Origin of the sequence: Acetobacterium sp. UBA5834 (assembly GCF_002435675.1) — a bacterium.
Lineage (GTDB): Bacteria > Bacillota > Clostridia > Eubacteriales > Eubacteriaceae > Acetobacterium > Acetobacterium wieringae.
Genome location: NZ_DJGY01000069.1, coordinates 231,704 through 255,931 on the forward strand (window position 1 = coordinate 231,704; position 24,228 = coordinate 255,931).

Annotated in this window: 20 protein-coding genes and 1 pseudogene; 7 read left to right on the forward strand and 14 right to left on the reverse strand. The window is 43.1% G+C overall.

Annotated features, from left to right (window positions below; translation table 11 throughout):
• Window positions 1–43 precede the first annotated feature (43 nt).
• The 4 genes from B3F51_RS15115 to B3F51_RS15130 all read right to left on the reverse strand — a co-directional run bounded on the left by B3F51_RS15115 (window position 44) and on the right by B3F51_RS15130 (window position 5,580).
• Entirely contained in the window at window positions 44–1,330 is a 1,287-nt protein-coding gene (locus B3F51_RS15115; RefSeq protein ID WP_286947897.1) for a helix-turn-helix transcriptional regulator, read from the reverse strand.
• A 297-nt stretch (window positions 1,331–1,627) separates the two neighbouring features.
• Window positions 1,628–2,620, reverse strand: coding sequence for a sensor domain-containing diguanylate cyclase (locus tag B3F51_RS15120; RefSeq protein ID WP_148637111.1), 993 nt, complete (start codon window positions 2,618–2,620; stop codon window positions 1,628–1,630).
• Window positions 2,621–2,818: 198 nt separating this feature from the next.
• Window positions 2,819–4,702 carry a leucine-rich repeat protein gene (locus B3F51_RS15125; protein ID WP_286947900.1) on the reverse strand — a complete coding sequence of 628 codons (1,884 nt, stop codon included), beginning with the start codon at window positions 4,700–4,702 and terminating at the stop codon, window positions 2,819–2,821.
• A 50-nt stretch (window positions 4,703–4,752) separates the two neighbouring features.
• Complete coding sequence (locus B3F51_RS15130) at window positions 4,753–5,580, reverse strand: CheR family methyltransferase (protein WP_070372262.1); 828 nt, start codon at window positions 5,578–5,580, stop codon at window positions 4,753–4,755.
• Between the two features lie 233 nt (window positions 5,581–5,813).
• Here B3F51_RS15130 and B3F51_RS15135 point away from each other — a divergent pair, with 233 nt between their 5' ends.
• Complete coding sequence (locus B3F51_RS15135; protein ID WP_070372263.1) at window positions 5,814–6,215, forward strand: bacteriohemerythrin; 402 nt, start codon at window positions 5,814–5,816, stop codon at window positions 6,213–6,215.
• A gap of 82 nt (window positions 6,216–6,297) precedes the next feature.
• Here the strand turns inward: B3F51_RS15135 and B3F51_RS15140 are convergent, their stop codons facing one another.
• From B3F51_RS15140 to B3F51_RS15165, 6 genes are all read right to left on the reverse strand, one after another.
• Window positions 6,298–6,693 (reverse strand): response regulator, encoded by a 396-nt coding sequence (locus tag B3F51_RS15140; RefSeq protein ID WP_286947902.1) that lies wholly within the window; start codon window positions 6,691–6,693, stop codon window positions 6,298–6,300.
• 1 nt (window position 6,694) lies between these two features.
• Window positions 6,695–9,862, reverse strand: coding sequence for a PAS domain-containing protein (locus tag B3F51_RS15145; protein ID WP_286947904.1), 3,168 nt, complete (start codon window positions 9,860–9,862; stop codon window positions 6,695–6,697).
• 57 nt (window positions 9,863–9,919) lie between these two features.
• Window positions 9,920–11,644 (reverse strand): methyl-accepting chemotaxis protein, encoded by a 1,725-nt coding sequence (locus tag B3F51_RS15150; RefSeq protein ID WP_286947906.1) that lies wholly within the window; start codon window positions 11,642–11,644, stop codon window positions 9,920–9,922.
• On the reverse strand, window positions 11,628–12,149 hold the full coding sequence (locus B3F51_RS15155; RefSeq protein WP_286947907.1) for a chemotaxis protein CheW: 522 nt from the start codon (window positions 12,147–12,149) through the stop codon (window positions 11,628–11,630). Before B3F51_RS15155 ends, B3F51_RS15150 begins: the two co-directional genes overlap by 17 nt.
• A 98-nt stretch (window positions 12,150–12,247) precedes the next feature.
• A complete protein-coding gene (locus B3F51_RS15160; protein WP_286947908.1) occupies window positions 12,248–14,359 on the reverse strand; it encodes a chemotaxis protein CheA in 2,112 nt (703 codons plus the stop codon).
• 422 nt (window positions 14,360–14,781) lie between these two features.
• A complete protein-coding gene (locus B3F51_RS15165) occupies window positions 14,782–15,660 on the reverse strand; it encodes an AraC family transcriptional regulator (protein WP_286947910.1) in 879 nt (292 codons plus the stop codon).
• Between the two features lie 113 nt (window positions 15,661–15,773).
• On the opposite strand from B3F51_RS15165, the gene tnpA reads away from it, so the two are divergent.
• From tnpA to tnpC, 3 genes are all read left to right on the forward strand, one after another.
• Entirely contained in the window at window positions 15,774–16,103 is a 330-nt protein-coding gene (tnpA, locus tag B3F51_RS15170; protein ID WP_286947912.1) for an IS66 family insertion sequence element accessory protein TnpA, read from the forward strand.
• Complete coding sequence (tnpB, locus tag B3F51_RS15175) at window positions 16,100–16,474, forward strand: IS66 family insertion sequence element accessory protein TnpB (RefSeq protein WP_286947914.1); 375 nt, start codon at window positions 16,100–16,102, stop codon at window positions 16,472–16,474. The genes tnpA and tnpB overlap by 4 nt, the downstream gene beginning before the upstream one ends.
• Window positions 16,475–16,613: 139 nt before the next feature.
• Window positions 16,614–18,236 carry an IS66 family transposase gene (tnpC, locus tag B3F51_RS15180; protein ID WP_286947915.1) on the forward strand — a complete coding sequence of 541 codons (1,623 nt, stop codon included), beginning with the start codon at window positions 16,614–16,616 and terminating at the stop codon, window positions 18,234–18,236.
• A gap of 659 nt (window positions 18,237–18,895) precedes the next feature.
• On the opposite strand, the gene B3F51_RS15185 is transcribed toward tnpC, so the two are convergent.
• On the reverse strand, window positions 18,896–19,411 hold the full coding sequence (locus tag B3F51_RS15185) for a hypothetical protein (protein ID WP_286947918.1): 516 nt from the start codon (window positions 19,409–19,411) through the stop codon (window positions 18,896–18,898).
• Between the two features lie 46 nt (window positions 19,412–19,457).
• Window positions 19,458–19,886 (reverse strand): annotated as a pseudogene (locus B3F51_RS15190) (ATP-binding protein); the annotation flags it as partial.
• Between the two features lie 173 nt (window positions 19,887–20,059).
• Here B3F51_RS15190 and B3F51_RS15195 point away from each other — a divergent pair.
• The 3 genes from B3F51_RS15195 to B3F51_RS15205 are packed head-to-tail and all read left to right on the forward strand — an operon-like array spanning window position 20,060 to window position 23,284.
• Window positions 20,060–21,304 carry a site-specific integrase gene (locus B3F51_RS15195; RefSeq protein WP_070372399.1) on the forward strand — a complete coding sequence of 415 codons (1,245 nt, stop codon included), beginning with the start codon at window positions 20,060–20,062 and terminating at the stop codon, window positions 21,302–21,304.
• Entirely contained in the window at window positions 21,301–22,275 is a 975-nt protein-coding gene (locus B3F51_RS15200; RefSeq protein WP_286947920.1) for a tyrosine-type recombinase/integrase, read from the forward strand. The genes B3F51_RS15195 and B3F51_RS15200 overlap by 4 nt, the downstream gene beginning before the upstream one ends.
• Entirely contained in the window at window positions 22,262–23,284 is a 1,023-nt protein-coding gene (locus B3F51_RS15205; RefSeq protein WP_286947922.1) for a site-specific integrase, read from the forward strand. Before B3F51_RS15200 ends, B3F51_RS15205 begins: the two co-directional genes overlap by 14 nt.
• Before the next feature lie 63 nt (window positions 23,285–23,347).
• On the opposite strand, the gene B3F51_RS15210 is transcribed toward B3F51_RS15205, so the two are convergent.
• Both B3F51_RS15210 and B3F51_RS15215 read right to left on the reverse strand, forming a co-directional pair.
• The gene (locus tag B3F51_RS15210; RefSeq protein WP_414632382.1) at window positions 23,348–23,710 is read right to left on the reverse strand and encodes an ATP-binding protein; all 363 of its coding nucleotides are present in this window, start codon (window positions 23,708–23,710) and stop codon (window positions 23,348–23,350) included.
• Window positions 23,700–24,228, reverse strand: a 529-nt coding sequence (locus B3F51_RS15215; protein WP_414632383.1) for a Mu transposase domain-containing protein, incomplete at its 5' end; no start/stop codon positions are given. The genes B3F51_RS15210 and B3F51_RS15215, both read right to left, overlap by 11 nt.

The window sequence follows — 24,228 nt, forward strand, 5'->3', positions numbered from 1 at the left end:
TAATTACCACGACATTGATGAACCGTTACAGAATAAAACCTGCTCAAACAGGCTTTATTCCGTTAACCACACTGCGGATATTTCGGAGGCTGTTTTTTACTTCTTCAGATGAACAGACATGGACACTCTGGGGCAGATAATTTAAGAAATCCCTAAATACAATCACTATTCCAATTTCTCTGACAATCAGTTTTTGGATGCTCTGGTTCATCCGATTGAGTATGATAAACTCAACGACTTCTTCATTGACATGATAGCGGATGCACAGGTTTTTTGCGCTGCCAACCAAGCCGTCTCGCAGTACCGAAATACTAGATCGAAGAATGCCACCTGTTTCCTGAGGTGAGATCGTGGCAGCAACACCTTTCTTTTGCGGATTGGCGCTTTGATCCAGGATCGTTTCAAGCTGATCAAATGCAATGAACGTTTCTGAGGTGCTGCTTTTTTTTATTTTTTCAAATGCCGGCAGGGTATGTTCGACCCATTGCACGGACTCCTTTTCGACAAAAGGTATGCATTTTCTCAGAATCATCTGGGATTTATTTTGGTAATAGTCTAAAATTTCAGGATCTTCATAAATAATCGCACTTTCAAAATCCCGGTCAATGGTAATTACCTGCTTTGACGTGATAAAATAATTGGGAACAATTATACTGATATCATCATATATTTTGGTTCCTGAGTAGAAATAGTACGGTTCGTAATCAATATTTGTGAGACTTTTCAGTAACAGAACGGTTTTGAGGATGTCGAGGTTATTTCCCAGTTTTTTCTTATTGACTAGGGGAATAATGTTCTGAATTTTTCCGCAGCGATGATTATGACAACTGATCCGCATAATTAACTCATACAAAAAATAGTGTTTGAAATTGATTGACATGATGACATGGGCATCTTCATTCCGCCCCATTTCTTCCATAAAACAACTTCGGATAATTCCCTCAATTTTTACCTGTCCGTTGATAATCCGAGCTTTTTCTGAAGCTAACTGGGTTTTTACGAGATACTCTTCCGTTTCAATCCACATTTTCTTCTGATTGGTTTGAGCACTGATTTCGTTATAAAGAGCAAAAATATCATGACTGTTTTTAAGAGCTTCGCAATCGTCATACTCATTCTCATAAAGGGCGTATAATAACTTCTTTTTATCTTTGCTCAGGTTTAAAGCCACCATAATTTTCTGAAGATCCTCTAGATTAAGACGGCGCTTGCCTGACAAGAAATGCTGAAGGGTGGAGCGATCGACCCCCACTTCTTTAGCAAGTGAAAAATTCGTCATATTCTTTTCTTTTATCATTTCTTTTAGTACATTACCGATTTCCTGGCTCATTTTTTCCTCCGTCTTCCTCCTTCAATTGTGCGTCTTGCTGATATCGGGGTAATTTTATTTAATTCGTATTTTGCGATAATAACGTTTGCAGATTGATGCTTTTATTTTAACATTAAGATGCAAAATAATCAATAACAAAGAGCTAATATTCATGTAATGATTGACATGCGCACGCTTTTATCCAGCTGTTTTTTGAGCGCAAAAAAGCGCACGTCAGCCAAATGCTACGTACGCATGATAAAAATTGGTTCAAAATGGTTTAAAGGTAACGCTTTCTGTAAGCGTGTCTGAAGTTTACTAGATATAATCGAGTTCTTTCTGCCGTTCCAATTGTCGTTGTGCGGCTTTGATGACCGACTCTGTATTATCTGACTCATCGTACTTGGTATAAAAACCAAAAGAAACCGACAATTTAATGGATTGAACCTTAACTTCGTCAAGACTCTTTTTAAAGCGCTCCAAAGCCCGCTCAACCTTGGCACCTTCGGTTCTGGGCATCAGAACAACAAATTCGTCACCTTCGTAGCGGGCCACCACATCATCGCCCCGAACGCCATACTTAAGAACCTGAACCGCTTTTCGCATGAGAATATCGCCAACGGCGTGACCATACTCGCTATTGATCTTGGACATGCCATTGATGTTCATAAAAATGATCGATAATGGGTAGTATTGCTCTTCATCCATTCGTTGCAGTTCTTTTTCATAGAACTTACGGTTATAAACTCCGGTTAATTGATCATAGAAGGACAAGGATTCCATGTTCTGGTCGAGACTGTTTTTATCTTTAAGCATCTCCTTGATGAAATTCCGGTGCTCGGTGACATCCTCCATAAAGCAGAGGATACCGATAATTTCACCATTGCTATTTTTGATTGGTGCCCAATGATTTTTGCCAACAATGACATTCCCACTATCACCTTCATACTCTTCAAGGGACGAAAACTGTTCACCAGCCAGCACTCGATCAAAAAATCCCCGTAGATTATCCCGTTCCTCATTACTGTTAATGATATCCAAAATACGGGTTCCAATTGCAATGTCGGCCCCCCATTGATCTTTTGCCATTTCTTTATGTCGATTATTAAAGCTTAAATACCGATAGTCCCGATCCAGACCGAAAACAAGAAACTCATGGGTGGTTTCAAGCATGGTTTTTAGCAGGCTATTTGCCAACTCCAACTTCTCAGTCAAAGCTAGTACGGCTTCTTCAAATGACTGCTCTTCAAGTTTTTTTCGGTTATCTTCATTGATGGTTTCAATATTTACGACACTCATATTTTTACTCACTAAGCCTCAACCTCCAAAATTATTTAAATCTTAGATTTAATTAAAATATTCCTGTATTATTCAGGAATATTTATATATTGTAACATTTCCAACGTTAAGATTCTACTTTTTTTGCCTATAATTTTTGCATCATCATTATTTATAAGGCAACCTGGCTGAGGGTATCCTGTAATTTTTTATCCTCGCCAATGCGATCGTCTACAATTTAACCCCGTCTGGAAATCCGACTGAAAAGCCGGGTTGTTTAAGAATTTTCTGATTGAAGAAGTCAATTTTCTCCAGTGCGTTACAGCCATAGAAAGCATATTCCCCGAGGGTTTCCAATTCATCAGGCAGATGAATTACATTCAGATTGTCACAGCCATAAAAACAGCTGATACCGATATGCTTTAACTGATTTGGCAGGATCATTTCACTGATTTTGACGCAATCTTTAAAGACATGACTGCCTAATGTTTCCAGTTGACTATTTTCAAGAAATGCAACTGATTGAAGACACCTGCAGCCAAGAAATACCGCTTCTTCAATTTCAATTACAGCATCAGGGATGACCAGTTGTATTAACGAGCGGCACCCTTCAAATGCAGAGGTGCCAATCCTTTCCAGTACTCTGGCACTATCCAGATTAATGCTATTTAACGATTCGCAGCCGTAGAAGGCAAAATCTTCAATGACTTTCAGGGTTCTGGGGATGGTCACCCGTTCCAACTGAGTACATTGATAAAACATACTGCGTTTAATGACCTCAACACCCTCGGGAATAACCACTGATTTTAGCTCAGAATCATGGCGATATCCATGGCTTGCGGCTGTTTGAAATTCAGCAAAATCTTTAAAAACAAGTTCTTTTGTGCCATCCGCCTGATTAACGAGATCAGCTTCATTGTCAAAGCTGAGACCTGGATTTTTTTGAAAAAATGGCTTCGGTTCAGTTTTTGAGAAAAACCCCATTCCCTTTTCAATTGGTGCCTGCGAGGAGGCTTGGTTGTTAAAGGAATCTGGCTTGGAGTGATAATCGGTGGCTATTGATAAGTACTCATCAATTGTTATATCTGGTACAATCTCCGGCTCAAACGGTTTGACACTGGGTTCTGGCTCAACTGTTTCCTGTTTGACGCTGGCAGGCGTATCTGCTATGGGCTGATCGGAGCCATTAAATTGTTTTAGCACATTTTCTTTTTCTTTGAGGGCCAGGTCTGCCATGAGCATCTCGTTTTTGAGGTTATCCAATTCTGCCCGTAGCGGCAGTCGTTTTTCAGCGATGGGTTGTTTTACTGCTTGGTTTGCTTCCAGTTCATTTTGGGAGGCAAACAATTCGTTCTGGAGAATTTCCAGTTCTTTCTGGGATTGGCGGATTTTCTCTGTCAGTGTTTGAAATTCGGTTTCGGCATCAAAAAGATGCGCCTTCACGGTATGGAGTTTGCTGCGGGATAAATCGAGATCCTGACGGCTAGTCTCCAACTCCGCTGTGATCTGCGTCAGGGCGGCTTTTTTTAACGAAATTTCACTGTTAATCGCCATCAGTTCCTGATCAACTGCTGCGTTATTGCCCAATTCAATACTGTTAACAGTTTCTACTGCCGGATTCTGTTCAAAGATGACCAGATAAAAATCTTCTTTCTGGGCCGGGGAGCTTTCTTTTAAGAGCGGCAACACCCGAATGATAAGCCCCTCGGTAGCCTTTTTCCGTCTGACTGCAATGATCGGAGAATCAACCGCTAAGCGACGGGTGATAGCCTGGTAGAGCGTTTTATTCAAATCACGACGGAATTTTTTACGGGCCATTTTTAAAATGTTATTGACCCCGGCATAACCCTGCGTCGGCTCTAAAAATAACCCGGTATGACCGTGAACATAGCGAATCGTTCCCAACTGATCCACCAGCACCGCCACCGGGGCATAGGTTTTTAAAAGTGCTTCTCTGGTCAGTTCCATAACGGTTTGCTCGGCTGACCGAACTCTGCGGGTAATGGTGAAAAAGCACGGCCATTCCAGGGCTCCTATTTCAGATAAAACACGATCTTTAATCCGGTATTTTTTTTTCGCCTGCATTCCTGCAGTTACTTTATTTAGTTGTTCCATAACCGATCCTCCTCTACTTTTTGCGTTTGTTCCAGGTGGTGATGGCAAAATTAACAGGGCTTGCGATACACCGCTGGCATAATGAATTTAAAATTGGTCTGTTTCAGATTAAGTGACTCGGCATGACCAATAAAGAGATAGCCTCCGGGCTCCATATAATTGTACATCTTTTCGACTAAACGGTCTTTGGTTGCCTGATCAAAGTAAATCATCACATTACGACAGAAGATAACATCAAACTTTTTCTTAAAAACAAAAGTAGGCGTCATCAGATTGAAACGACGGTAAATCACTTCATTCTTGATCGCATCCACAATCATCATGTGGTTGCTGTCATAACTCTGAAAATACTTTAATTTCCAGTTAGGCGGGAGTACCTGTACCCGATCTTTTTCATAAATGCCTTTTTTAGCGGTATCCAGAACCTTGTTGGAGATATCGGTTGCCAACAGTTTTTTGTCCCAAAGATGGGCCTCAGTTCCGAAAAATTCGGCCATGATCATCGCCAGCGTATACGGCTCCTCACCAGTGGAACTGGCGGCGCACCACAGCCGGATATCACGGTTATTTTCGGCTTCTTTTTTTTTCTTGAGATAAGGTAACACGGTATTCTTAAAGAACTCAAAGTGCTCCGGCTCCCGCATAAAAAATGTATGGTTGGTGGAAACCTTATCAATGAGCACCGAACTGGCTTCTCCGGTTTTATCAGAGATTAAATAATGATAATAGTCGGTAAAGCTATCAAAGCCCAACTCCACCAGTAGCTTGTGAAGCCGCCCCATCAGTAGAAGTTGTTTTTCTTTTTTTAACTCAATACCATACTCACTGTGAATATATTCCGTTAACATGGCAAATTCTTTTTCGGTGATTTGAATCATTTTTCCACATCCTCAATCCTGTTATCCGCATTCACCCGTCGTCTGACGATGCCCAACAACGGCAAATACTTAGACTAGTTTAACTCAGACCGGAGCTCTTGTAAATACTGAATTTTGCCGGTGTTGCTGATGTTTTTTCGGAATTTATCATCTTCTTCAGTAAATAATTTTCTTGTCAATCTGATTAAAAAAGGCTATACTGGAATAAATCTAATTTAGAATGGAGAATGAATATGGCAATCGTATGGACACCAGCTCTGTCAGTGGGCGTAGACAACATTGATTCACAGCATAAAATCTGGTTTGAAAAAGCAGATCAACTTTTTGAAGCCGGCAAGACCGGAAAATCCAAGGAAGTTATTGCGCAAATGTTTGATTTTCTTGACGATTATACCAAGCAGCATTTTAAAGATGAAGAAGCTTACATGGCCAAAATAAACTATCCCGAAATTGAAGAACAAAAAAAATTACACAAGGCGTTTATTGAAGAGCTGGCCAAACTAAAAAAAGATTATCAGGAATCCGGCGGAAATATCACCCTGATTATTAACGCCAATCAGATGATTGTAAATTGGCTGACCAAGCATATATCAAACGTTGATAAAAAAATTGGCACCTACGCCAAAACTCTATAAATCATCAAACCGCAGTCGCTGGCGATTGCGGTTTTTTTTCTGATTAAGTAGTGCAAACAGTTCTCCAACGGGATAAGCCCATTTAAATAAATCCGATTTTCCCCAATACTGCTGTCAGTTTTTTCATGTCAAGGGGTTTTGATGCATAGGCATTGCAGTTATAATCAAAGGCTGACTGAACCACCGGGGTTTCTCCCAGAACGGTGATCATGATTATTTTGCAGGCTTCGTTTTCCGGGATGCCTTGCTGACGTTCCAGATCTCTGATGGTTTTTAAAACCTGGATGCCATCAATTTTTGGCATCATCACATCCAGACAGATCAGATCATAGGGGTGGCCATCCTGACTGGCCAGGAGATAGGCATCGATGGCTTCCAGTCCATCCACCACCATATCGCAGTCGCCATAGCGGTTTAAAAATTTGGCCAAGAATTTGCGACTGACCATGTCGTCTTCCACAATTAAAATTCGTTTCATTTCAATTCTCCCGGGCAGCTCCGGCATTCTGCGCATACCAGATTGCTGCGATTTGTTCCAGGTATTCACTAACTGCTACGATCCGGCTTTTGCGGATTGCAAGTTCCATTTTAAAAACCAGATTTTTTAATTCTTCCGCATTCATTCGTTCAAATATTCCTTTCAGCTGATGCGCAATCACTTCCATTAGCACCAGATTTTCCTGATCCAACAGCTGATGCAACTGATCAATTTTTTGTTTAACCGCATCCTGATCCTGCCCATTTGGCTTGGGTGGTTTCGTTAAAACAGCTTCCGGCACCAGCCGCATTTGCACATCAGTATTACTCGTTGCCAGCGGCCCGGAATGATTTTTTGATTGCTGTTTATTAGACAGATATTTTTTTAGCAGGCGCTGCATTTCGAAGCGATCCACCGGTTTGGACAGATAATCATCCATCCCGCTGGCTTTAAATGACGCTTCATCTCCCTTCAAGGCAAAGGCAGTCAGGGCAATAATGGGTGTCTTCTGATTAAGATGGTTTTCCTGTTGATACATATTCCCATCTGAACGGTTATTCTTTTGTCTACCTCGAATGATCCGGGTTGCTTCGAGGCCGTCCATCTTTGGCATCTGGATATCCATTAGAATGAGATCATATTTATTTTGGGAGGCTGCATCTAGTCCCGCTACACCATTGCCCGCCACATCGACAACAGCACCCATACTTTTAAGCATCTTTGTAACAACAATCTGATTGACCCGGTCATCTTCCACCAGTAGGATTTGCTGTCCGGAAAAATGGGCATCTTCCTGGAAATCCCGGGCTGATTGACCTGATTTTTTTGTTGCAAGCATCGGCAGAAAAACAGAAAAAGTGCTCCCGACCCCCAGTTGACTACTAAAGGTCACACCACCACCCATCATTTCCAAAAGCTGCTTGGTGATTACCAGACCCAAACCGGTTCCCCCGTATTCCCGGGTATAGGAACCGTCAATCTGGGTAAAGCTCTTGAAAAGCATGGAATAATCTTTTACATCAATGCCAATCCCCGTGTCGGCGATGGCAATTTTTTGAATAATTTCGTAATTCTTTTCAGGAACGGGTTCCTGACTGACTATAATTTTAACCGAACCGGTATTGGTAAATTTGATGGCATTACTGAGCAGATTATTGATGATCTGTTTAAGGCGCATGCTGTCACCGATGACAAAATTTGAAATGATGCTGTGATAGTCGACCGACAAGTCAAGCCCCTTTTCCAGTGCATGTTTTTTATGGGTTTTAACCGTCGATTCGATCAGATCCATGAGATTAAAACTCATCGGATTAATCATCAGTTTTCCAGCTTCCATTTTGGCAAAATCGAGAATGTCGTTGATGATCCCAATCAGCGAGCTGACACAGACCTTGGCAGTCTGCAGATTATCCTGCTGCTCCTCGGTCAGCGGTTCCAGGGCGGTCAGATCAATCATCCCGACAATGCCATTTAGTGGTGTTCGTATTTCGTGGCTCATGTTGGCCAGAAACTCGCTTTTGGCCCGATTGGCTTCCTCTGACCGGGCGATGGCCTGTTTCAGTTTGATTTCAGTTTTTTTCTTACTGTCCATATCAGACGACAGCACCGCTATATAACCAGCTTCGGGGCTATATATTGAAGCTTCCACCCATTTTTTCAGGCGGATCATATAGTATTCTTCCAGTTGGATGTTTTCGCCACGACTGAGAACCTCCTGAAAGCGATTGAACAAATCCTGACTTTCTTCGGTTTCCAGAAACCCCATTTCCGATAATTTGTGCCCAATAACCTCATCCCGCTTGATACCAAAGAGTCTTTCCGTAGCCAGATTCATTTCCACCAGTTCGGCATCAACCAGATTTCGGCCTTCATCATAAAGGGCTTTGAAATAGGAAATACTGCTGTCCATGTATTTAAACAGCGAGTAGTATTTCTTCTGACTTTTAATAAATAATTCTTCGGCAAAGCGTTCGTCATGAATATCCAGAAACATCCCAATCATGCCAGCATATTCCCGGTTTTTATCATAGAAAGGCCGACCCATTCCCCGGAAGGTGCGATAGGTATTGTTGGGCGCCAATAGTTCCAGCTCCATATTAAAATTGGATTGTTCTTCCAGCGAATCTTTGAGAATATCGATGAAGCGGGCTCGATCCGTTTTTTTCATATGTCTCTGGATATCTTCCAGAAATGACTCCCGGGCAATGTTCATAAAGGCTTTAAAGGTCTGGTTAATGAAATCGCAGCGATGATCGTGGTCAATCCGAAAAATCATCACCGGCAAGCTGTCCAGTATCGAAAGGCTGAACTCCCGGGCTTCCTTTAAACCTTTTTCATAGTATACCTGCTCGGTGATATCGTCCAGGGTAATAATATAGTCGGAGTGGTTGGCAGTGACAATCGGCAGTACATTCAGGTTAATATAGCGAATTTCTTCATTGCCATCATGAAAAAAATTAATTTTGATCGACTTATTCCGAACCATGGTTTTGTCTGTGATGGCCCGGGTTACTATCCGTCGAAACTGACAGCTGCCGCAGTTCAATGAGTAGCCACAGCCGCCATTGGTACTAAACACACAGCTCAAGGCATCCCCAAAGGCCCTGCCGATCACCCAGGTTTCCTCCAGCTTAAAGGTATTGAGAAAGGCCTGGTTGACCCGGATGATCGATTGTTCTTCATCAATCACCAGCATGCTGGTCGGCAGCAGATCAAACATCATTTTGAGATTGTTGCGTTCTTTTTTAATGGTTTTCTCGGCTTCGATAATCCGGGAAATATCCCGAAAAACCACGACTTTTCCCAGATAGTCCCCACTTTCTGATATCAGCGGAGATAAGCGTGCCGACAGATAGCATTTATGACCATCCGGTCGGATATAATAGCTGCGCCGAGGCAGGCCCATAGCTGGCGAGAATTCATTGTTTCGGCCATACTCCCAGAATTGGATTGGTTGCTCATGACCATCCCGATAGAGTTTTAATACGTCCTCAAAGGGTTTGCCCAAAACGTCTGATAATCGCCGTCCCAGTATTTTCAATGCTTCCGTATTGGCAAAATCCAGTCGATTATCCAACTCACAAGTCATGATCGCATCGCCGGCGCTGTTCAGGGTTGACACCAACCAGGCTTTATCTTTGTTTTTAAGATGCTGTCTCATTTCATCCATCTGATTACTCCTGTCACGATTTTTCTAAAGTCATGGCCGTATCCCTGTGACTGGCTGTCAGTATTTTCCATACTCATCGTCACTGAGGATGATGGTTTTTGGGACTGGCGCATGGGTGCTCTGACCGGATCTCTTTTTAACCGACTGGCGGTTTTGTTCTTTCATGGTTTCGAACATCCGCATCATATCCGGACTGACATTTTCATAGCTGGCCGCACCCATGAAGCCACCACGTTTTAGTTTAAAACGCGCCACCTGTTCTTTAAGGAGTTCCGCCTGACTGGCCAATTCCTCGCTGGCGGCCGCTGTTTCCTGAGAGGTCGCCGAGGTCCCCTGAACAACATTGGCAATCTGGGTAATACCCTGATTGATCTGCTCCACACCGATTGCCTGTTCATTGGAGGCCACTGAAATATTATTGATCAGTCCATAAACCTGTTCTATGGAGTCCACAATCGAAACCAATGCGGCGGCGGTTTCATTGGCAATTTTAGTACCACCCTCAACCTTTTTAATGGAACCTTCAATCAGGGCCGTGGTTTCTTTGGCGGCGCTGGCCGACCGGGCGGCGAGGTTTCTAACTTCCACGGCGACGACTGCAAAACCCTTGCCATTTTGTCCGGCTTTGGCCGCTTCAACTGCGGCATTCAGGGCCAGAATATTGGTCTGGAAGGCGATTTCATCAATTACCTTAATGATCTTGGAAATATTATTGGAGGATTCACTGATGTCTTCCATGGAGCCCAGCATTTGTTGCATCCGGCTGTTGCCCTGGTTGGCATTTTCTTTGGTATCTTCAGCCAGCTTATTGGCCTGCTCGGCGTTTTCGGCGTTGAGCCGGGTTTGAGCGGCGATCTCTTCAATCGAGGCTGTCAGTTCTTCAATCGAAGAGGCCTGCTCGGTGGCACCCTGAGACAGCGAAATGCTGGAATCCGAAACCTGCCGGGAACCTGAAGCGACCTGTTCAGTGGCTTCGTTAATATTGACCATCACCTCATTGATATTGGTGGCCATCCGATTAAAGGCGCTGGCCAGATCGCCCATTTCATCTTTGGTCGTGATGTCAATGGCGACATCCAGATCGCCATCGGCCATCCGTTTGGAAGCATCAACCATTTGATGGACTGGTTTTTTGATGGTGGAGGCAATAAAGATCCCCAGCAGAATCGAAAGAACCATCCCGATAACGATTAAGATAATGGTCATAAAGGTTGAGGAACTGGCAATGGCACTATTGCCATCGGCCGTTTCGCCCGCCACTTGAAGTTTTATTTCAATCATCCGGGCAATATCACTTTCCATCTGGGCAGCTGCACTGGCATAGTCACCGTTTTTCATCAGCGCAATGGCTTCGGCCTGTTTTCCCTGTCGTACCAGGGCAATGATTGCGGCACTGGCCTGATTCATCTTTTCTTTTTGAGCAATGGCGCTTTCCACCAGCTTTTTACCTTCTTCGGAAATCAGCGTCGTTTGAAAACTCTGCATTTTAGCATCAAACACCGTATTCTGTTCTTGAATACTGGCTTCCAACCGGGCGATTTCATCAGCATTGCCTGATAAAATAATCCCGTTGACATCGTTGTTAATGCCTTTGTAGGCATCGGTGATATAAATCAGTTCGCCCAGAGGTACTGTCATTTTCTGATAGAGATAGGTATCCTGGCGATCCACCGTCCGGATGTTGATAACCCCCATTACCCCAATACCACCGGCAATCAATGCAACCACAACAAAACCGAGAATCAACTTTGTGCCAATTTTCAGATTATAAAACCATTTCATCGTTGTACCTCTCATCTTTCTGATTGATTAGAATTTCCACTTCCTGGTTGGATAATAACTTGTCACAGTCCAGCAGTTGTTTGACCTCATTTCCCACCTTGCCGATGCTCTTAATAAACTGGTTGGAAATACCCGAACTGAGCATTGGTTGTTCAATAATGTCTGCCGCTTCAAACGAGATCACCTCAGAAACGCTGTCCACGATCAGACCAACGGTATTTTTTCCGACATCGATCACAATCACACAGGACCGCTCATCATAGGGGACAAATTCTTTCTGAAAACGCAGACGCATATCCATTAACGGAATGATCCGACCCCGGAGGTTGAAGATCCCCCGGACATAGGCCGGTAGCTCCGGTACTTCGGTAAATGGCAGGATGCCAATAATCTCGGTCACATAACCAATCCATATCCCGTAGTACTCATTAGCCAGCTCAAAGGTTAAATACATCCCCTGTTGGTCATCATCCTGATTAAATTCTTCGGTCGCTTCTTTTATCATCGTACCACTCCTATCCATATAAATATTAGTAATTGCGAAACTGACGTGAGCGCTTCAATTTTTAAGTTGATTTGATTCATAGCGGCTTTACCAAGCAGCTATTGGACGCGCAAACCGGTCAGGCCGCTGATATCCATAATCAGACTGATACTGCCGTCAGGCAGCAGGGTACAACCAGCCAGTCCCAGGACTTTTTTCATGGTATTGACATAATTGGGGAGTGCTTTAACCACCACTTGTTGCTGCCCCAGGAGTTCATCGGCAAATACGCAGATCACCTTTTCGTCCTGTTCCACCATAATCAGAATCCCCTTGGTCAGATCAGTTTCGGCATTTTTTATCTGATAATGCTGGTGGAGCCGCAGGATCGGGAAGCATTGCCCCCGCACCATCACCATTTCGTTGTTGTCCGGATCCATCATACAGTCCTTTAGATTGGGCCGGAAGGATTCAGAAATCGTCGTTATCGGGATGGTGTAGCGGGACTTGCCGACCCGGATATTCATCCCCTCAACAATCGCCAGGGTCAGGGGAATTTTCAGGGTGATGGTGGTGCCCCGATCTATTTCACTGTCCACCAGCACCGTGCCACCAACCTCTTCGAGATTTTTGGTGACCACATCCATCCCTACGCCCCGGCCGGAAAATTCGGTAATGCTTTCCTTGGTGGAAAAGCCTGGCAGCAGAATCAGTTTAAAAATCTCCCGGTCGCTCATTTCCGCTTCGGGTTTGGTCAGGAGGTCGTTTTCCCGGGCTTTTTGAAGAATTCGTTCCTTGTCCAGACCCCGGCCATCATCCTTAATAACAATCAGCACATCACTGCCGACGTTTTTGGCTTCGAGAATGATCCGCCCGGCTTTTTCCTTGCCCTTGGCCAACCGTTCCTGCTCGCTTTCAATGCCATGATCAATGGCATTGCGGATGATATGCATCAGCGGATCGGATATATGCTCGATGATATTTTTATCGACTTCAGTTTCTTCGCCAAAGAGATCAAGCACCACTTCCCGGCTCAGTTTTTTACACATGTCCCGGACAATCCGGTTCATTTTGACAAAGGTGGTCGATAGCGGCACCATCCGAATCGACATGACCATGTCCTGAAGTTCCACCGTGATTTTATGAAGCTCAATGGCTGCTTTATGAAAGTTCTCAGACTGAATCATTTCCACTTCCGGGCATTGGGTGACCATCGATTCGGTAATCATCAGTTCCCCCACCAGATTCATCATATTATCCAGTTTATCCACATTGACGCTGATCATCTTCTGGGTGGCCCCACCGCTGCTTTTGGGGATATCCTCAGAAGCAGCGGTGGACGATACTGGTTTAGCTGGTTCCGGCAGAACAAAGCTTTCTGGGGGTGCTGTCGGCACCTGCGGTTGCCTGAATGGATCCAGCCGTTCATCCTCGATTTCCCGGAACAGCAGCTGCTCCACATAGATAATATTTTCAAAATGAGATTTGATTTCTTCATAGCCCAGCTCGGTTCTAAAATAGATTTCAAAACCATTTTCCCGGATATAGGCCGCTGTGTCGGGATTCTCAGCAATGTCGGCCGGTAAATAATAAACTTCCTCGGCCAGCTCGGCCAACCCGAAGACCAGCGTATAAGCGCGGATATTTTCCATGGTGCAGTCGTCTTCATATTGAATAATCACCTGATAGCAGGAACCCGCAGCTTTCCCGGCGCTGTCCTGATTTGGTGACATAGCAGTGGGCTCTGTTTTTTTTTCTTGAGGGATGTAATACTGCTGCTTTTTTTGCTGGCTCCGATTTTGGCTATCTTCCTCGCCAAAGATCTGCCGCAATTCGTCCAGAAATACTTTTAAAGATTCAATTAGAAAAGCAGGGTCACCGTCGGCGTCATAGCGATTGGTAATTTTTTCGATCTCCGCTTTAATAAAATCTACACATGACAACACCAGATCAGAAACTGCCGAAAAATCCAGTCCGGAGGGTTTCTGCTCACGGATATAGTAAAAAATATCCTCCATTGCATGGGCCACCTTTTCGATGTTATCAAATAGCATCATTGCCGATGAGCCCTTGATGGTATGCATAAACCGAAAGATCTCACTGACATCATCCGGGGTGAAACCACCGTTTTTTTCACTGCAGATGATCACCTGCTCCAGCTGCTCCAGATTTTGGATCGTTTCAAAAATGTAGACTTCCACCATTGGTTCGTTTTCGAAATTTCTTGTCACATTTGTCACCTCACGTACTTCGATTTTTCTTGAACTATCTTTTGTCTACCACAAACTGAATTATTTCGCCCTGATCGGCTAAAGCATCCACTTATTTAATAATCTGTTGCAATATCATTACAGATTACCCAATTAAGGCCTATTCCCTGTCATTTATACACCGATTTAGGGAATTTAAACAAAAAAATGATTTAGACGTTAATATTTCGAACAGTTCAGTTTTTTTTATCTATTTTTGCATAATTCCTGAGGCCTATTCATCGTTGACTGAACCTTAAACGACTAGCGGGCAAAAAAAGACGTTGTCCAACCAGATCCAAATAATCCGGTCGTGCAACGTCTTTACCACGAAATCTTCTGTATGTTAAGGCAATCCGTTTGTGCACATCGAAACAGCATCTGGAAATCGGACCTTTATTTCTTCAGTTGCTGTTTTTCTTTACGGGAATCCAGATTTCGCTTCTGTATTTAGGATCATGCATATCTGCACTTTCGTTCCAGAGCATTTCAGGGCCGTTTACGGATTCATATCCTGATGACGGAAACCATTCCGAATATATTCGGCCCCAAATGTTCTGTAGTGTTTTTGGAAATGGTCCTATTGATTCAAATACTGCCCAGGTATTCGACTCAACTTCCAATTTATCAAAATCTCCAACATCACTGCTTGTGGTTGCAACACCAATATAGTGATCGAGTGCTCCCTTTTCTTCCATTCTTCCTTCGGAAAAATTTGTCGATGCACTAATAATTCCGGCTGGTTCAATGTTGGATAAGCTTTTTAATTGAACGATTACTTCCGGCGTTAGCAGTTCATACATTTTAGTAATCTCTGGATTATCCCCACTAAAAACGATAGGTACTCTCTTTTTATACCCCACCAGTCTAAACGGTTCTTTTTCAATAATGCGATAATTCATTTCAGATCCTCCTTGAATTGATAATTGGAAGGTCATTCTGGGAAATGCTTTTATTTGGGCACTTTCGTTTCTTGCTTCAGACGGCAGAATACCATGTACAGAATAAAAAGCTCTGGAAAATGAATCGGCTGATCCATACTCATATTTCATCGCAATATCGATGATTCTTAAATTTGAATTCTTTAATTCCAGCGCCGCCAAAGTCAGACGTCTTCTTCGAATATACTCAGATAAGCTAATACCAGATAAAAAAGAAAACATGCGTTTAAAATGATATTCCGAACAGAGTGCAATTTTTGACAGTTCTTTAAAATCAATCACCTCTGTCAAGTGACTTTCAATATAGGTCAATGCATTATTCATACTGCTTAACAAATCCATTTCATGATCCCCTTCCAACAACATATTGTAAGCGATTCAAAAGATGGCGTAGTGAAAATCCGATCCAATTAGTGTAAACTAACCTGAAAAGAGGTTCAGGAGGTTTAGATATAATGGACGAATCAAAAAGACAGCTGTGGGAAGAGCGTTTCGAAGAACAGGCAATCAGCGGAATGACTGTCGACACCTGGTGTGCCGAAAAGCAGATCAGCAAACACACCTTCTATTATTGGAAGCAGCGATTCCGAAAAGAAAAGATGGAGCCAATTGAAAAAAATACTACAACGCCACTGTTTGCAAAACTCGAAATGCCGGCGGCTTCTGATGATCGAATAACGGAAGCCGGGCTGATTATCCGATGGCGGGGTTTTGAACTGATTCTGTCGGATCACCGTGATATCTCCCTGGCCACGCAGTTTATCAGGCAGCTTTCACAGTCATGATGGATCGGTTTATCAGAGGCACAACCCATATTTACATTGCCTGTGGTGCCACCGACTTCAGAAAACAGATGGATGGTCTGGCCGTCGTTGTCAACATAGAGTTCAAGCTGGATCCATTTTCGGACACATGTGCCTTTATCTTCTGCAACCGGAAAAGAAATGCCCTTAAAGTTTTACGTTACGACGGCAACGGCTTTATTCTGGCCAGCAAGAAGCTGCTCAACGGTATGAAATTCCAGTGGCCGAGAACCCCATCGGAAGTCAGAGAAATAACCGGCCAGCAGTTGCAGTGGCTGCTTCAGGGGCTTGAAATCGAGCAGAAAAAAGCCCTCCAGCCGGTGTCGATGACCCTTGAGAACAGCTGCTTTTGACAGCTGGAAAATCGTGTGATCCAACTCGGGATGATGGTATAAAACGGCTTTTTAAAGCCATTTAAACTTCGAAACTGGTAGCATTCTAGCGCTGAAAATGGTATAATAATACCAATAAAAAGCAAAGGAATGGATACCGATGACAGGACAGGAAGAACTGCAGATGCTCCGGGCGCTGGTGGAAAAACAGAAAGAAGAATTGGCTGCCAAAGACGAAATTATTGCCAAACAGAATATCCGGATTGAAAACATGGTGCAGGCACTTCTGCAGGCCAGAAAGAAACTGTTTGGTCCCTCCACCGAAACAACAAAAAACCTGGATGGACAATTGTCTCTGTTTGAATCAACCGAGGCACTCGCCAAAGAACTGTTTAACGAACAGCAGAAAATCACAGTCCCCAGTCATACCCGCAAAGCCCGTCAACCTGGAGTCCGGCAGGAAATGCTGGCCGGTCTTGCGAAGGAAATTGAAGAGTACATCATCCCGGACGATGAAGTCTGCTCCAAATGTGGCGGGGATCTGATGTTCATCGGCAAACGAATCGTTCGGACCGAAGTAACCTATGAACCGGCCAAACTGAAGGTGAAGCAGATTGTCCAGCAGATTGCCAAATGCACCCGGTGCGGAAAAGAAGGTAGTGAGAACCCGAAGGATCATTTTCAGAAAGCCGCCATCCCGGTGCCGGTACTCTCACATTCCATTGCCACGCCATCACTGGTGGCCCAGGTCATGTATCAGAAGTTTGCCATGGGGATGCCTTTTGCCCGTCAGGAAAAAGACTGGTACCGGTTGGGGCTGATTTTATCCCGGTCGAATATGGCCAACTGGACAAACCGCTGCAGCGAAGAATGGCTGACACCGGTTTATGAACGTATTCATGCCGAACTGCTCAGCTGTGAAGTGCTGCATATGGATGAGACACGGATCCAGTGTAACCGGGAAGATGGTAAAAAAGCCAGCAGCGATTCCTATATGTGGGTGATACGGAGTGGGGCATGCGAGCATATCCAGGCCGTTTTCTTCCATTACTCATCCAGTCGCAAAAGGGAAATTGCCAGGCAGCTGCTTTCCGGATTCCAGGGCTATTTAACGACGGATGCGTATACTGGCTATGATAAAGTGGAAAATATCCGGCGTAACTTATGTTGGTCGCACTGTCGCCGTTATTATATCGACAGCATCCCGCTGACCAGCAATGGAAAAGAAATCCCGGGTTCCAAAGGTGCCGAAGGCCGGGCGCACATCGACCTGCTTTTTAAAGTCGAGAACGAAATAAAGGATCTTACCTATGAGGAGATCAGAGAAAAGCGTCTGGAAAGGTCACGCCCCATCCTCGATGCCTTTTGGTCGTGGGTTGACGAAACGGCGGCCATTCCAACGACGAATGAAAAGCTGACTGCGGCCCTGAACTATTCCAGAAACCAGAAGAAATATCTGGAAACCTTCCTGGAAGACGGACGCCTTCCCATCTCCAACAATCTCTGTGAGGCCAGCATCAGGCCTTTTGCAACTGGCCGGCGAGCCTGGCTTTTTGCCGATTCGCCCAAAGGTGCCACCGCCAATGCGGTTCTCTATACGCTGGTGGAATCCGCCCGGGCCAATGAGCTCGATGTCTACGAATATCTGAATTACCTTCTGACTGAAATCCCCAACAGTGATTATCTGAACCAGCCGGAAGTACTTGAAAAATACCTGCCATGGTCTCAGGAATTACCTGAAGTTTGCAGACTCAATCATAACTACAAAAAGTGCCTCAAATGATGACATCAGTATAGCAGGTTTGAATCAGCCTTGCTATACGCCATCTTTTGAGGCACTTACCAACATATTATAAGAAGATAACTTCATTGATCCGACAATCTGTGCACAATTTAGTCGTTTTCGACAAATTCTCATTAAGCACTAACATCTAAATCGCATTGTACGAGCCAAAATTACTCCTTTTGATTGATTCATACGAAGTAATATTTCAGCTGTTTTCACATAGGAAAATTATACCACAATAAAAGAAAAAGCCCAGTAACACCGGGCTTTCCACACATCGTTTATTTTTCTTTTGACATCAATACGACCGTCTCAACGTGGAACGGATCGCTCGTATTGATGTCTTGCGAATTTCTTTGCAATTCTACGTTCATGGGAATACGTCTACTAAATATGCATGTTCAAGGGAATTTCTTACACAATATCTTGAGTGGTCAATTTGGATGTTTTCCCATGTACTTAATGGAATGATCGCATCAGAAGGATGACGGGTATGCATTTGGCTGCTTTTCTGTGCAAGTGACAGGTTGATGCTAGTATTTTTTAAGGATCGTTTCCGTTTACTGGAATATTTCCACGCTATTATGCTACTTTTATCCGTTCTTGGAAACAGGTCAAAATAACTGTGAAATTCTTGTCTAGCAATAAAATTGATACTAAAGATGTTGATTTAATACTAGCCTTTGCTCTAATCCATTTATATATATGTATTGTAATTGTCTCCTATCAAAAATCGGATTTGTGTCGTGAATAATGCTGTGATGATTCGGACAAACAATCATTTGATTAATTGAATCATTATTAAGGCTGGTAACAAAATAGTCTATATGATGCGCTTCCACAATTTGCGAATCATATTCTTCACCTATTGATTCGCCACATATCTGGCAGTGATAATTATATAGCAACTTTAAATTATCGCCAATCTTTTTGTTTAGCTTGCGTATTTTTACAGTACGCTCTGTTACTAACATGCCAGCAGATAAATCCTCAAAATCATGATTAAACATAGTTTCTATCATTCTTTCTTGCTTACCAAAAATTGCATGCTTGAGCGATGTCATATCATCCGCAGCTATAGTTTCAAGTACATAAGAATCATCATATTCCGTTGTGTATATGACCTGAATATTACGGCTGAAAAAACCAGTCTGTCCGGATTTTCGTGCCACCGAGTCCGGACAGTGGTTTCAAGTGTTCCGGTATCGTGCCAATTGGCTATTTACAGTGCTTAGAATCAATTCCGTAGATTTCCCGCATGGAGCGATCATGCTCTTTGTCAATATACTGGATTTCGATACTATGAGAATCATGGACGATTCGATCAAGAATGGCATCAGCTACGGTTACTTCGGGAAATTTGGTGTACCAGCCCAGTGGGGCAAACTGGGAACAGAAAATTGTGGAAACCTTTTTATGACGGGCATGGATAATCTCCAGTAAGTCCCGAGCTTCGGTTTCTGTTAGTTTGATCAGCAGCCATTCATCAAGGATCAGAAGCGTGTATTTCTGATAGTGCCTGATCGTTTCTTTGAATTTGCCCTCACCGCGGGCAACCGCCAGCTCGGCCAGCAGTTCCGGCAGACGGATGTATTTAGTGGCGTAATAGCGTTTGCAGGCTTCCATTCCCAGAGCACAGGCAATGTAGGACTTACCATTATGTGAATCTTTACATAAGGGTAATTATGTAAAGTCATGCGTTATGTAAAGTTGAGGGCAGAAATCACTAAAAATCAGAGTTTTTTTGTCTTGAACTTTACATAACCCTATAGAATGTATTTAGAGCAGAGCTCAAATATTTCTATAGGAGGATGTAAACAATGGAAGGATTATTAACCCTTGAAGAATTGATTGATACAGTTCTTCAAAAAATGCGTGAAATGGACTACGCAAAACAAACAATTCTCAACTATCAGCGTTTTTACCGCCGATTTCTAAATTTTGCGAATGAGCGAAACGAAGTCTATTTCACCGAGAATCTTGGAAGCTCGTTTTTGTTGGAAAACTATGGTTGTACACATGATACTATCCACGAGAATTCACCAACAAAAAAGATCTGTGTACAGGTACGCTATATTCGCGTATTGGGGGATTATCAAATCCATGGGATTATTCTTCGCAGGAAGCTTGGTCCGACTGCGGCATCCGTTTGCCCGAAACAGTTTCAGACTGCCTTCAATGGTTACCTTGAAGAATGCAAAAGCAGAAATCTGTCCGAACAGGGAAACTATAGCAGAATGAATCGCATCAGACATTTTATTTTTTATCTGAATGAGCATGGGATTGATGACTGCAATCGTATCGATGCAACAATACTTGCAGAATATATCAGAACATTCATCAATTATTCAAGTAAGTCAGTGACTTCAACTATGGTAGCGATTCGTTGTTTTCTTCAATATCTTTACCTGAATGAACTGACTTCTCAGAATATGGCGGATTCCCTTCCAAAAATCAAAAACTACTATGCGCCAGCGATGCCAAAAACATGGAAAACTGAGGAGGTGACAAAAGTTCTTTCATGCATAGACCGTGGAAACCCTACCGGAAAGCGGGATTATGCGATTCTTTTAATGGTAGCAAGATATGGTCTTCGATGTTCAGATATTAAAAATCTTAAGCTCGAAAATCTGCAATGGCATGACAGTACAATCCAGATAATTCAGCACAAAACAGGCAATCCCGTATCGTTTCCCCTTCTTCGTGATGTTGGATGGGCTTTGATTGATTATTTAAAAACTGGCCGCCCGAGAACAAAATCCGAGTATGTATTCGTCAGGCATGTTGCTCCTTTTGAAGCATTTACTCCGAATTCAGCGTTAAGCAGGATTCTTGTAAAATATATCAGGGAAGCCGGTATTCCGGTTACAAGAGAAACACCATTGGGAATGCATTCTTTGAGACATACACTGGCGAGTACTCTCCTTGAGGAAAATATACCACTTCCTGTTATATCAGAAATTCTGGGTCATTCCAATCTCAAATCTACGGAAATTTATCTGCATATCGATTATGCCCGCTTGAGAGAATGTGCGCTCAATCCCGAGGAGGTGTTTGACAGATGAATAAACCGTTAACGCTTGAGAAGGTTGTATCACACTACATTGAAGAAAAACGTAGCCTCGGATTTAAGTATGACAAAAATGAGCAAGTATTAAACCGATTTATTCGCCTTGCAGAACAGGAGGGATATACAAAACCGCAACTGGATGAAGCACTTGTGAAAATCTGGATTTCCAAAACAGTTTATGAGACAGAAAAGAACCGCCAATATCGCATTGGTGTTATACGGGGTCTGGCAGATTATATGATCCGACTTGGTTATCAGGCCTATGTTTATTCGGTGAAATCACGAATATTTCTAAACGACACCTACGAGCCACATATTTTTACCAATGATGAACTGGCAGAACTTTTCCAATCGGCAGCTAAAATGAGTGATACAGAGAAGTATCCATTTCGAAGCAGGCAGTATACACTGATCTTGAAGATGCTATACAGCACCGGCATGCGAAGTAGCGAACTTATGCAGTTGAAAAAGAATGATGTTGATCTTGATACCGGTATCCTCCATATCCGTGAAACGAAGTTTAAAAAGGAACGTTTTATCCCCCTTAATGAAACAATATTACAACAAAGTCAAAATTATGACAGATATATTCGCAGTTATGAACAATGGCAACAATCAGAGCATTTCTTTTTCAATAGTCAAGGCACATCTTTAAAAGATATTTATCATCCATATCGGTTGATTCTCAAAACTGCTGGCATATCCCATGGTGGGCGTGGAAAAGGACCGAGAGTTCACGATCTTCGTCACACTTTTGCAGTACATTGCCTGAGAAACTGGGTTCGAAGCGGAAAAGATTTGACCACGGCCCTTCCTTACCTGTCCGCATACATGGGACATTCCGGTATTCGAAGTAGCCAGTATTACCTACGTCTGACAGCAGAATTGTATCCGGATATTGTAAATACTTTGGATGTTGACTATGGTTGGGTCATACCTGAGGTGGATATTGATGAAGCCAACTGATTTTGCCAGATATCTGACTTCATTCCTTGGATCATATCTGCCGACTCTGAGAAATGTCAGTTCAAACACCGTCAGTTCCTATAGCGATACGTTTCGTTTGTTTTTACAGTATTACCAAAGCACCGCCGGCAACCGGATTGAGCGTCTGACTATGAAACAATTTAATACTGAACTGATTTCAGGTTATCTTGACTGGCTGGAAAAAGAGAGAAATTGCTCTGTTTCTACACGAAATCAGCGACTTGCCTGTATTCATGCGTTTGTGCGATATGTTGAAACGGAGCTTCCTGAAAATCTCTTTGAACTCCAGAAGATCATGGCAATATCATCAAAAAAATGCACTCACGAAAACATGACTTATCTTTCCGTTGAAGCGATGTCTGTACTTTTGAATGAACCGGATATTTCAACAAAACATGGTCGCAGAGACCTAATGCTTCTCACACTGCTTTATGATAGCGGTGCCCGTGTTCAGGAACTAATCAATCTTTCTGTAAAGGATGTTCGAACATCAGCCCCGGCCACCATTACCCTTTTGGGAAAGGGTAGAAAAATACGAAGTATACCTTTAATGAGTCGGACAAACAAGATGCTGGTTCAATATTTAAAGGAGCAGCAGTTTTGGGAAATACCCCAAAAACTGGATTCGCCGTTATTTTTTAATAGCAGGAATGAACGACTGACGCGAGCAGGTATTACATATATTATACAGAAGTATGTAGATAAAGCCAAAAACAATACCGAGATCATTTTTCCGGAGAAGGTTACTCCCCATGTATTTCGACATACCAAAGCCATGCACTTGTTGCAGTCAAATATAAATTTAATTTATATACGCGATTTCTTAGGACATGTAAGTATTACAACCACGGAAATTTATGCAAAAGCCGATTCGGAAACAAAACGCAAAGCTCTTGAAGCTGCTTATGTAAACGCAGAAGCTCCAATTCAACCGGACTGGAACGATGATAAAAATCTGATGGTATGGCTAAAAAACATTTGCAAATGAGTAATTATTATGTAAAGTTCAAGACAAAAAAACTCTGATTTTTAGTGATTTCTGCCCTCAACTTTACATAACGCATGACTTTACATAATTTCCAGTACCGGTTGCACCGGCAATGATAACATTGTGTGCTTCCCGGATGTATTCACAACTCGACAGACGTTCAATCAGACTTTTATTGAGCTTACGCCCTGTCTGATAATTGATGTCATTCACATTAGCCTGAGGTTGATCAAAACCAGCCTTTTTGATCAGCCGCTGCAGTCGATTATTCTTGCGGCTGGTATATTCCCGGTCAACCATCAGTCCAAACCGGTCTTCAAAGGGTATATTCGCCATGGTGGGATCATTCAGTTGCATTCGGAAGGCATCTGCCATTGATGACAGATGCATCTCAATCAGTTTGTTGAGGGTGGCTTCATTCGTCATGATGCTTACCTCCATAATAGCTGGCTCCACGGGTATAGCCGTATTGATTTTCAACCGATGATTCGTGATCATAATCTGGTTGATCGGATAGTTTATCCTGACCAGTTGTGAGAATGTTTTTCACACTCTTATAACTGGGATGAGGCGTATAGGACAAGGCCTTTTTACAGGCAGCTTCCAGACGATTGACCGAATATTTATCGGCCAGCTTTAACAGTCCCATGCAGGATTTGTAACCCTGCTGTTCGACCTTGAAGGAAGCTAGAATGGATTTAACCGTAATAACGGTATGTGGCCCGATTTTCTGGGCCCATTCAATGAAGCGTTCACCATTCCATTCCAGATATTTCTGATGATCCTCCGGCATATGCGCCTGAAGTGTACTGTACTGGTTGGGTCGACCATGGAGACGTTTGTGGGAGCAGATCCGCTGATTGTGATAGAAGACTTCAATAATCGATCGGGTTACTCGCACATCCACTTCCTGTTTGATGAATTCATAAGGAACCGAGTAATGC

What these genes read in the sequence shown, in the direction of transcription:
- B3F51_RS15115 (WP_286947897.1), bottom strand. Translation starts at nt 1,330, where the DNA reads ATGAGCCAGGAAATCGGTAATGTACTAAAAGAAATGATAAAAGAAAAG.
- B3F51_RS15125 (WP_286947900.1), bottom strand. Translation starts at nt 4,702, where the DNA reads ATGGAACAACTAAATAAAGTAACTGCAGGAATGCAGGCGAAAAAAAAA.
- B3F51_RS15130 (WP_070372262.1), bottom strand. Translation starts at nt 5,580, where the DNA reads ATGATTCAAATCACCGAAAAAGAATTTGCCATGTTAACGGAATATATT.
- B3F51_RS15135 (WP_070372263.1), top strand. Translation starts at nt 5,814, where the DNA reads ATGGCAATCGTATGGACACCAGCTCTGTCAGTGGGCGTAGACAACATT.
- B3F51_RS15140 (WP_286947902.1), bottom strand. Translation starts at nt 6,693, where the DNA reads ATGAAACGAATTTTAATTGTGGAAGACGACATGGTCAGTCGCAAATTC.
- B3F51_RS15145 (WP_286947904.1), bottom strand. Translation starts at nt 9,862, where the DNA reads ATGGATGAAATGAGACAGCATCTTAAAAACAAAGATAAAGCCTGGTTG.
- B3F51_RS15150 (WP_286947906.1), bottom strand. Translation starts at nt 11,644, where the DNA reads ATGAAATGGTTTTATAATCTGAAAATTGGCACAAAGTTGATTCTCGGT.
- B3F51_RS15155 (WP_286947907.1), bottom strand. Translation starts at nt 12,149, where the DNA reads ATGATAAAAGAAGCGACCGAAGAATTTAATCAGGATGATGACCAACAG.
- B3F51_RS15165 (WP_286947910.1), bottom strand. Translation starts at nt 15,660, where the DNA reads ATGGATTTGTTAAGCAGTATGAATAATGCATTGACCTATATTGAAAGT.
- tnpA (WP_286947912.1), top strand. Translation starts at nt 15,774, where the DNA reads ATGGACGAATCAAAAAGACAGCTGTGGGAAGAGCGTTTCGAAGAACAG.
- tnpB (WP_286947914.1), top strand. Translation starts at nt 16,100, where the DNA reads ATGATGGATCGGTTTATCAGAGGCACAACCCATATTTACATTGCCTGT.
- tnpC (WP_286947915.1), top strand. Translation starts at nt 16,614, where the DNA reads ATGACAGGACAGGAAGAACTGCAGATGCTCCGGGCGCTGGTGGAAAAA.
- B3F51_RS15195 (WP_070372399.1), top strand. Translation starts at nt 20,060, where the DNA reads ATGGAAGGATTATTAACCCTTGAAGAATTGATTGATACAGTTCTTCAA.
- B3F51_RS15200 (WP_286947920.1), top strand. Translation starts at nt 21,301, where the DNA reads ATGAATAAACCGTTAACGCTTGAGAAGGTTGTATCACACTACATTGAA.
- B3F51_RS15205 (WP_286947922.1), top strand. Translation starts at nt 22,262, where the DNA reads ATGAAGCCAACTGATTTTGCCAGATATCTGACTTCATTCCTTGGATCA.
- B3F51_RS15210 (WP_414632382.1), bottom strand. Translation starts at nt 23,710, where the DNA reads ATGACGAATGAAGCCACCCTCAACAAACTGATTGAGATGCATCTGTCA.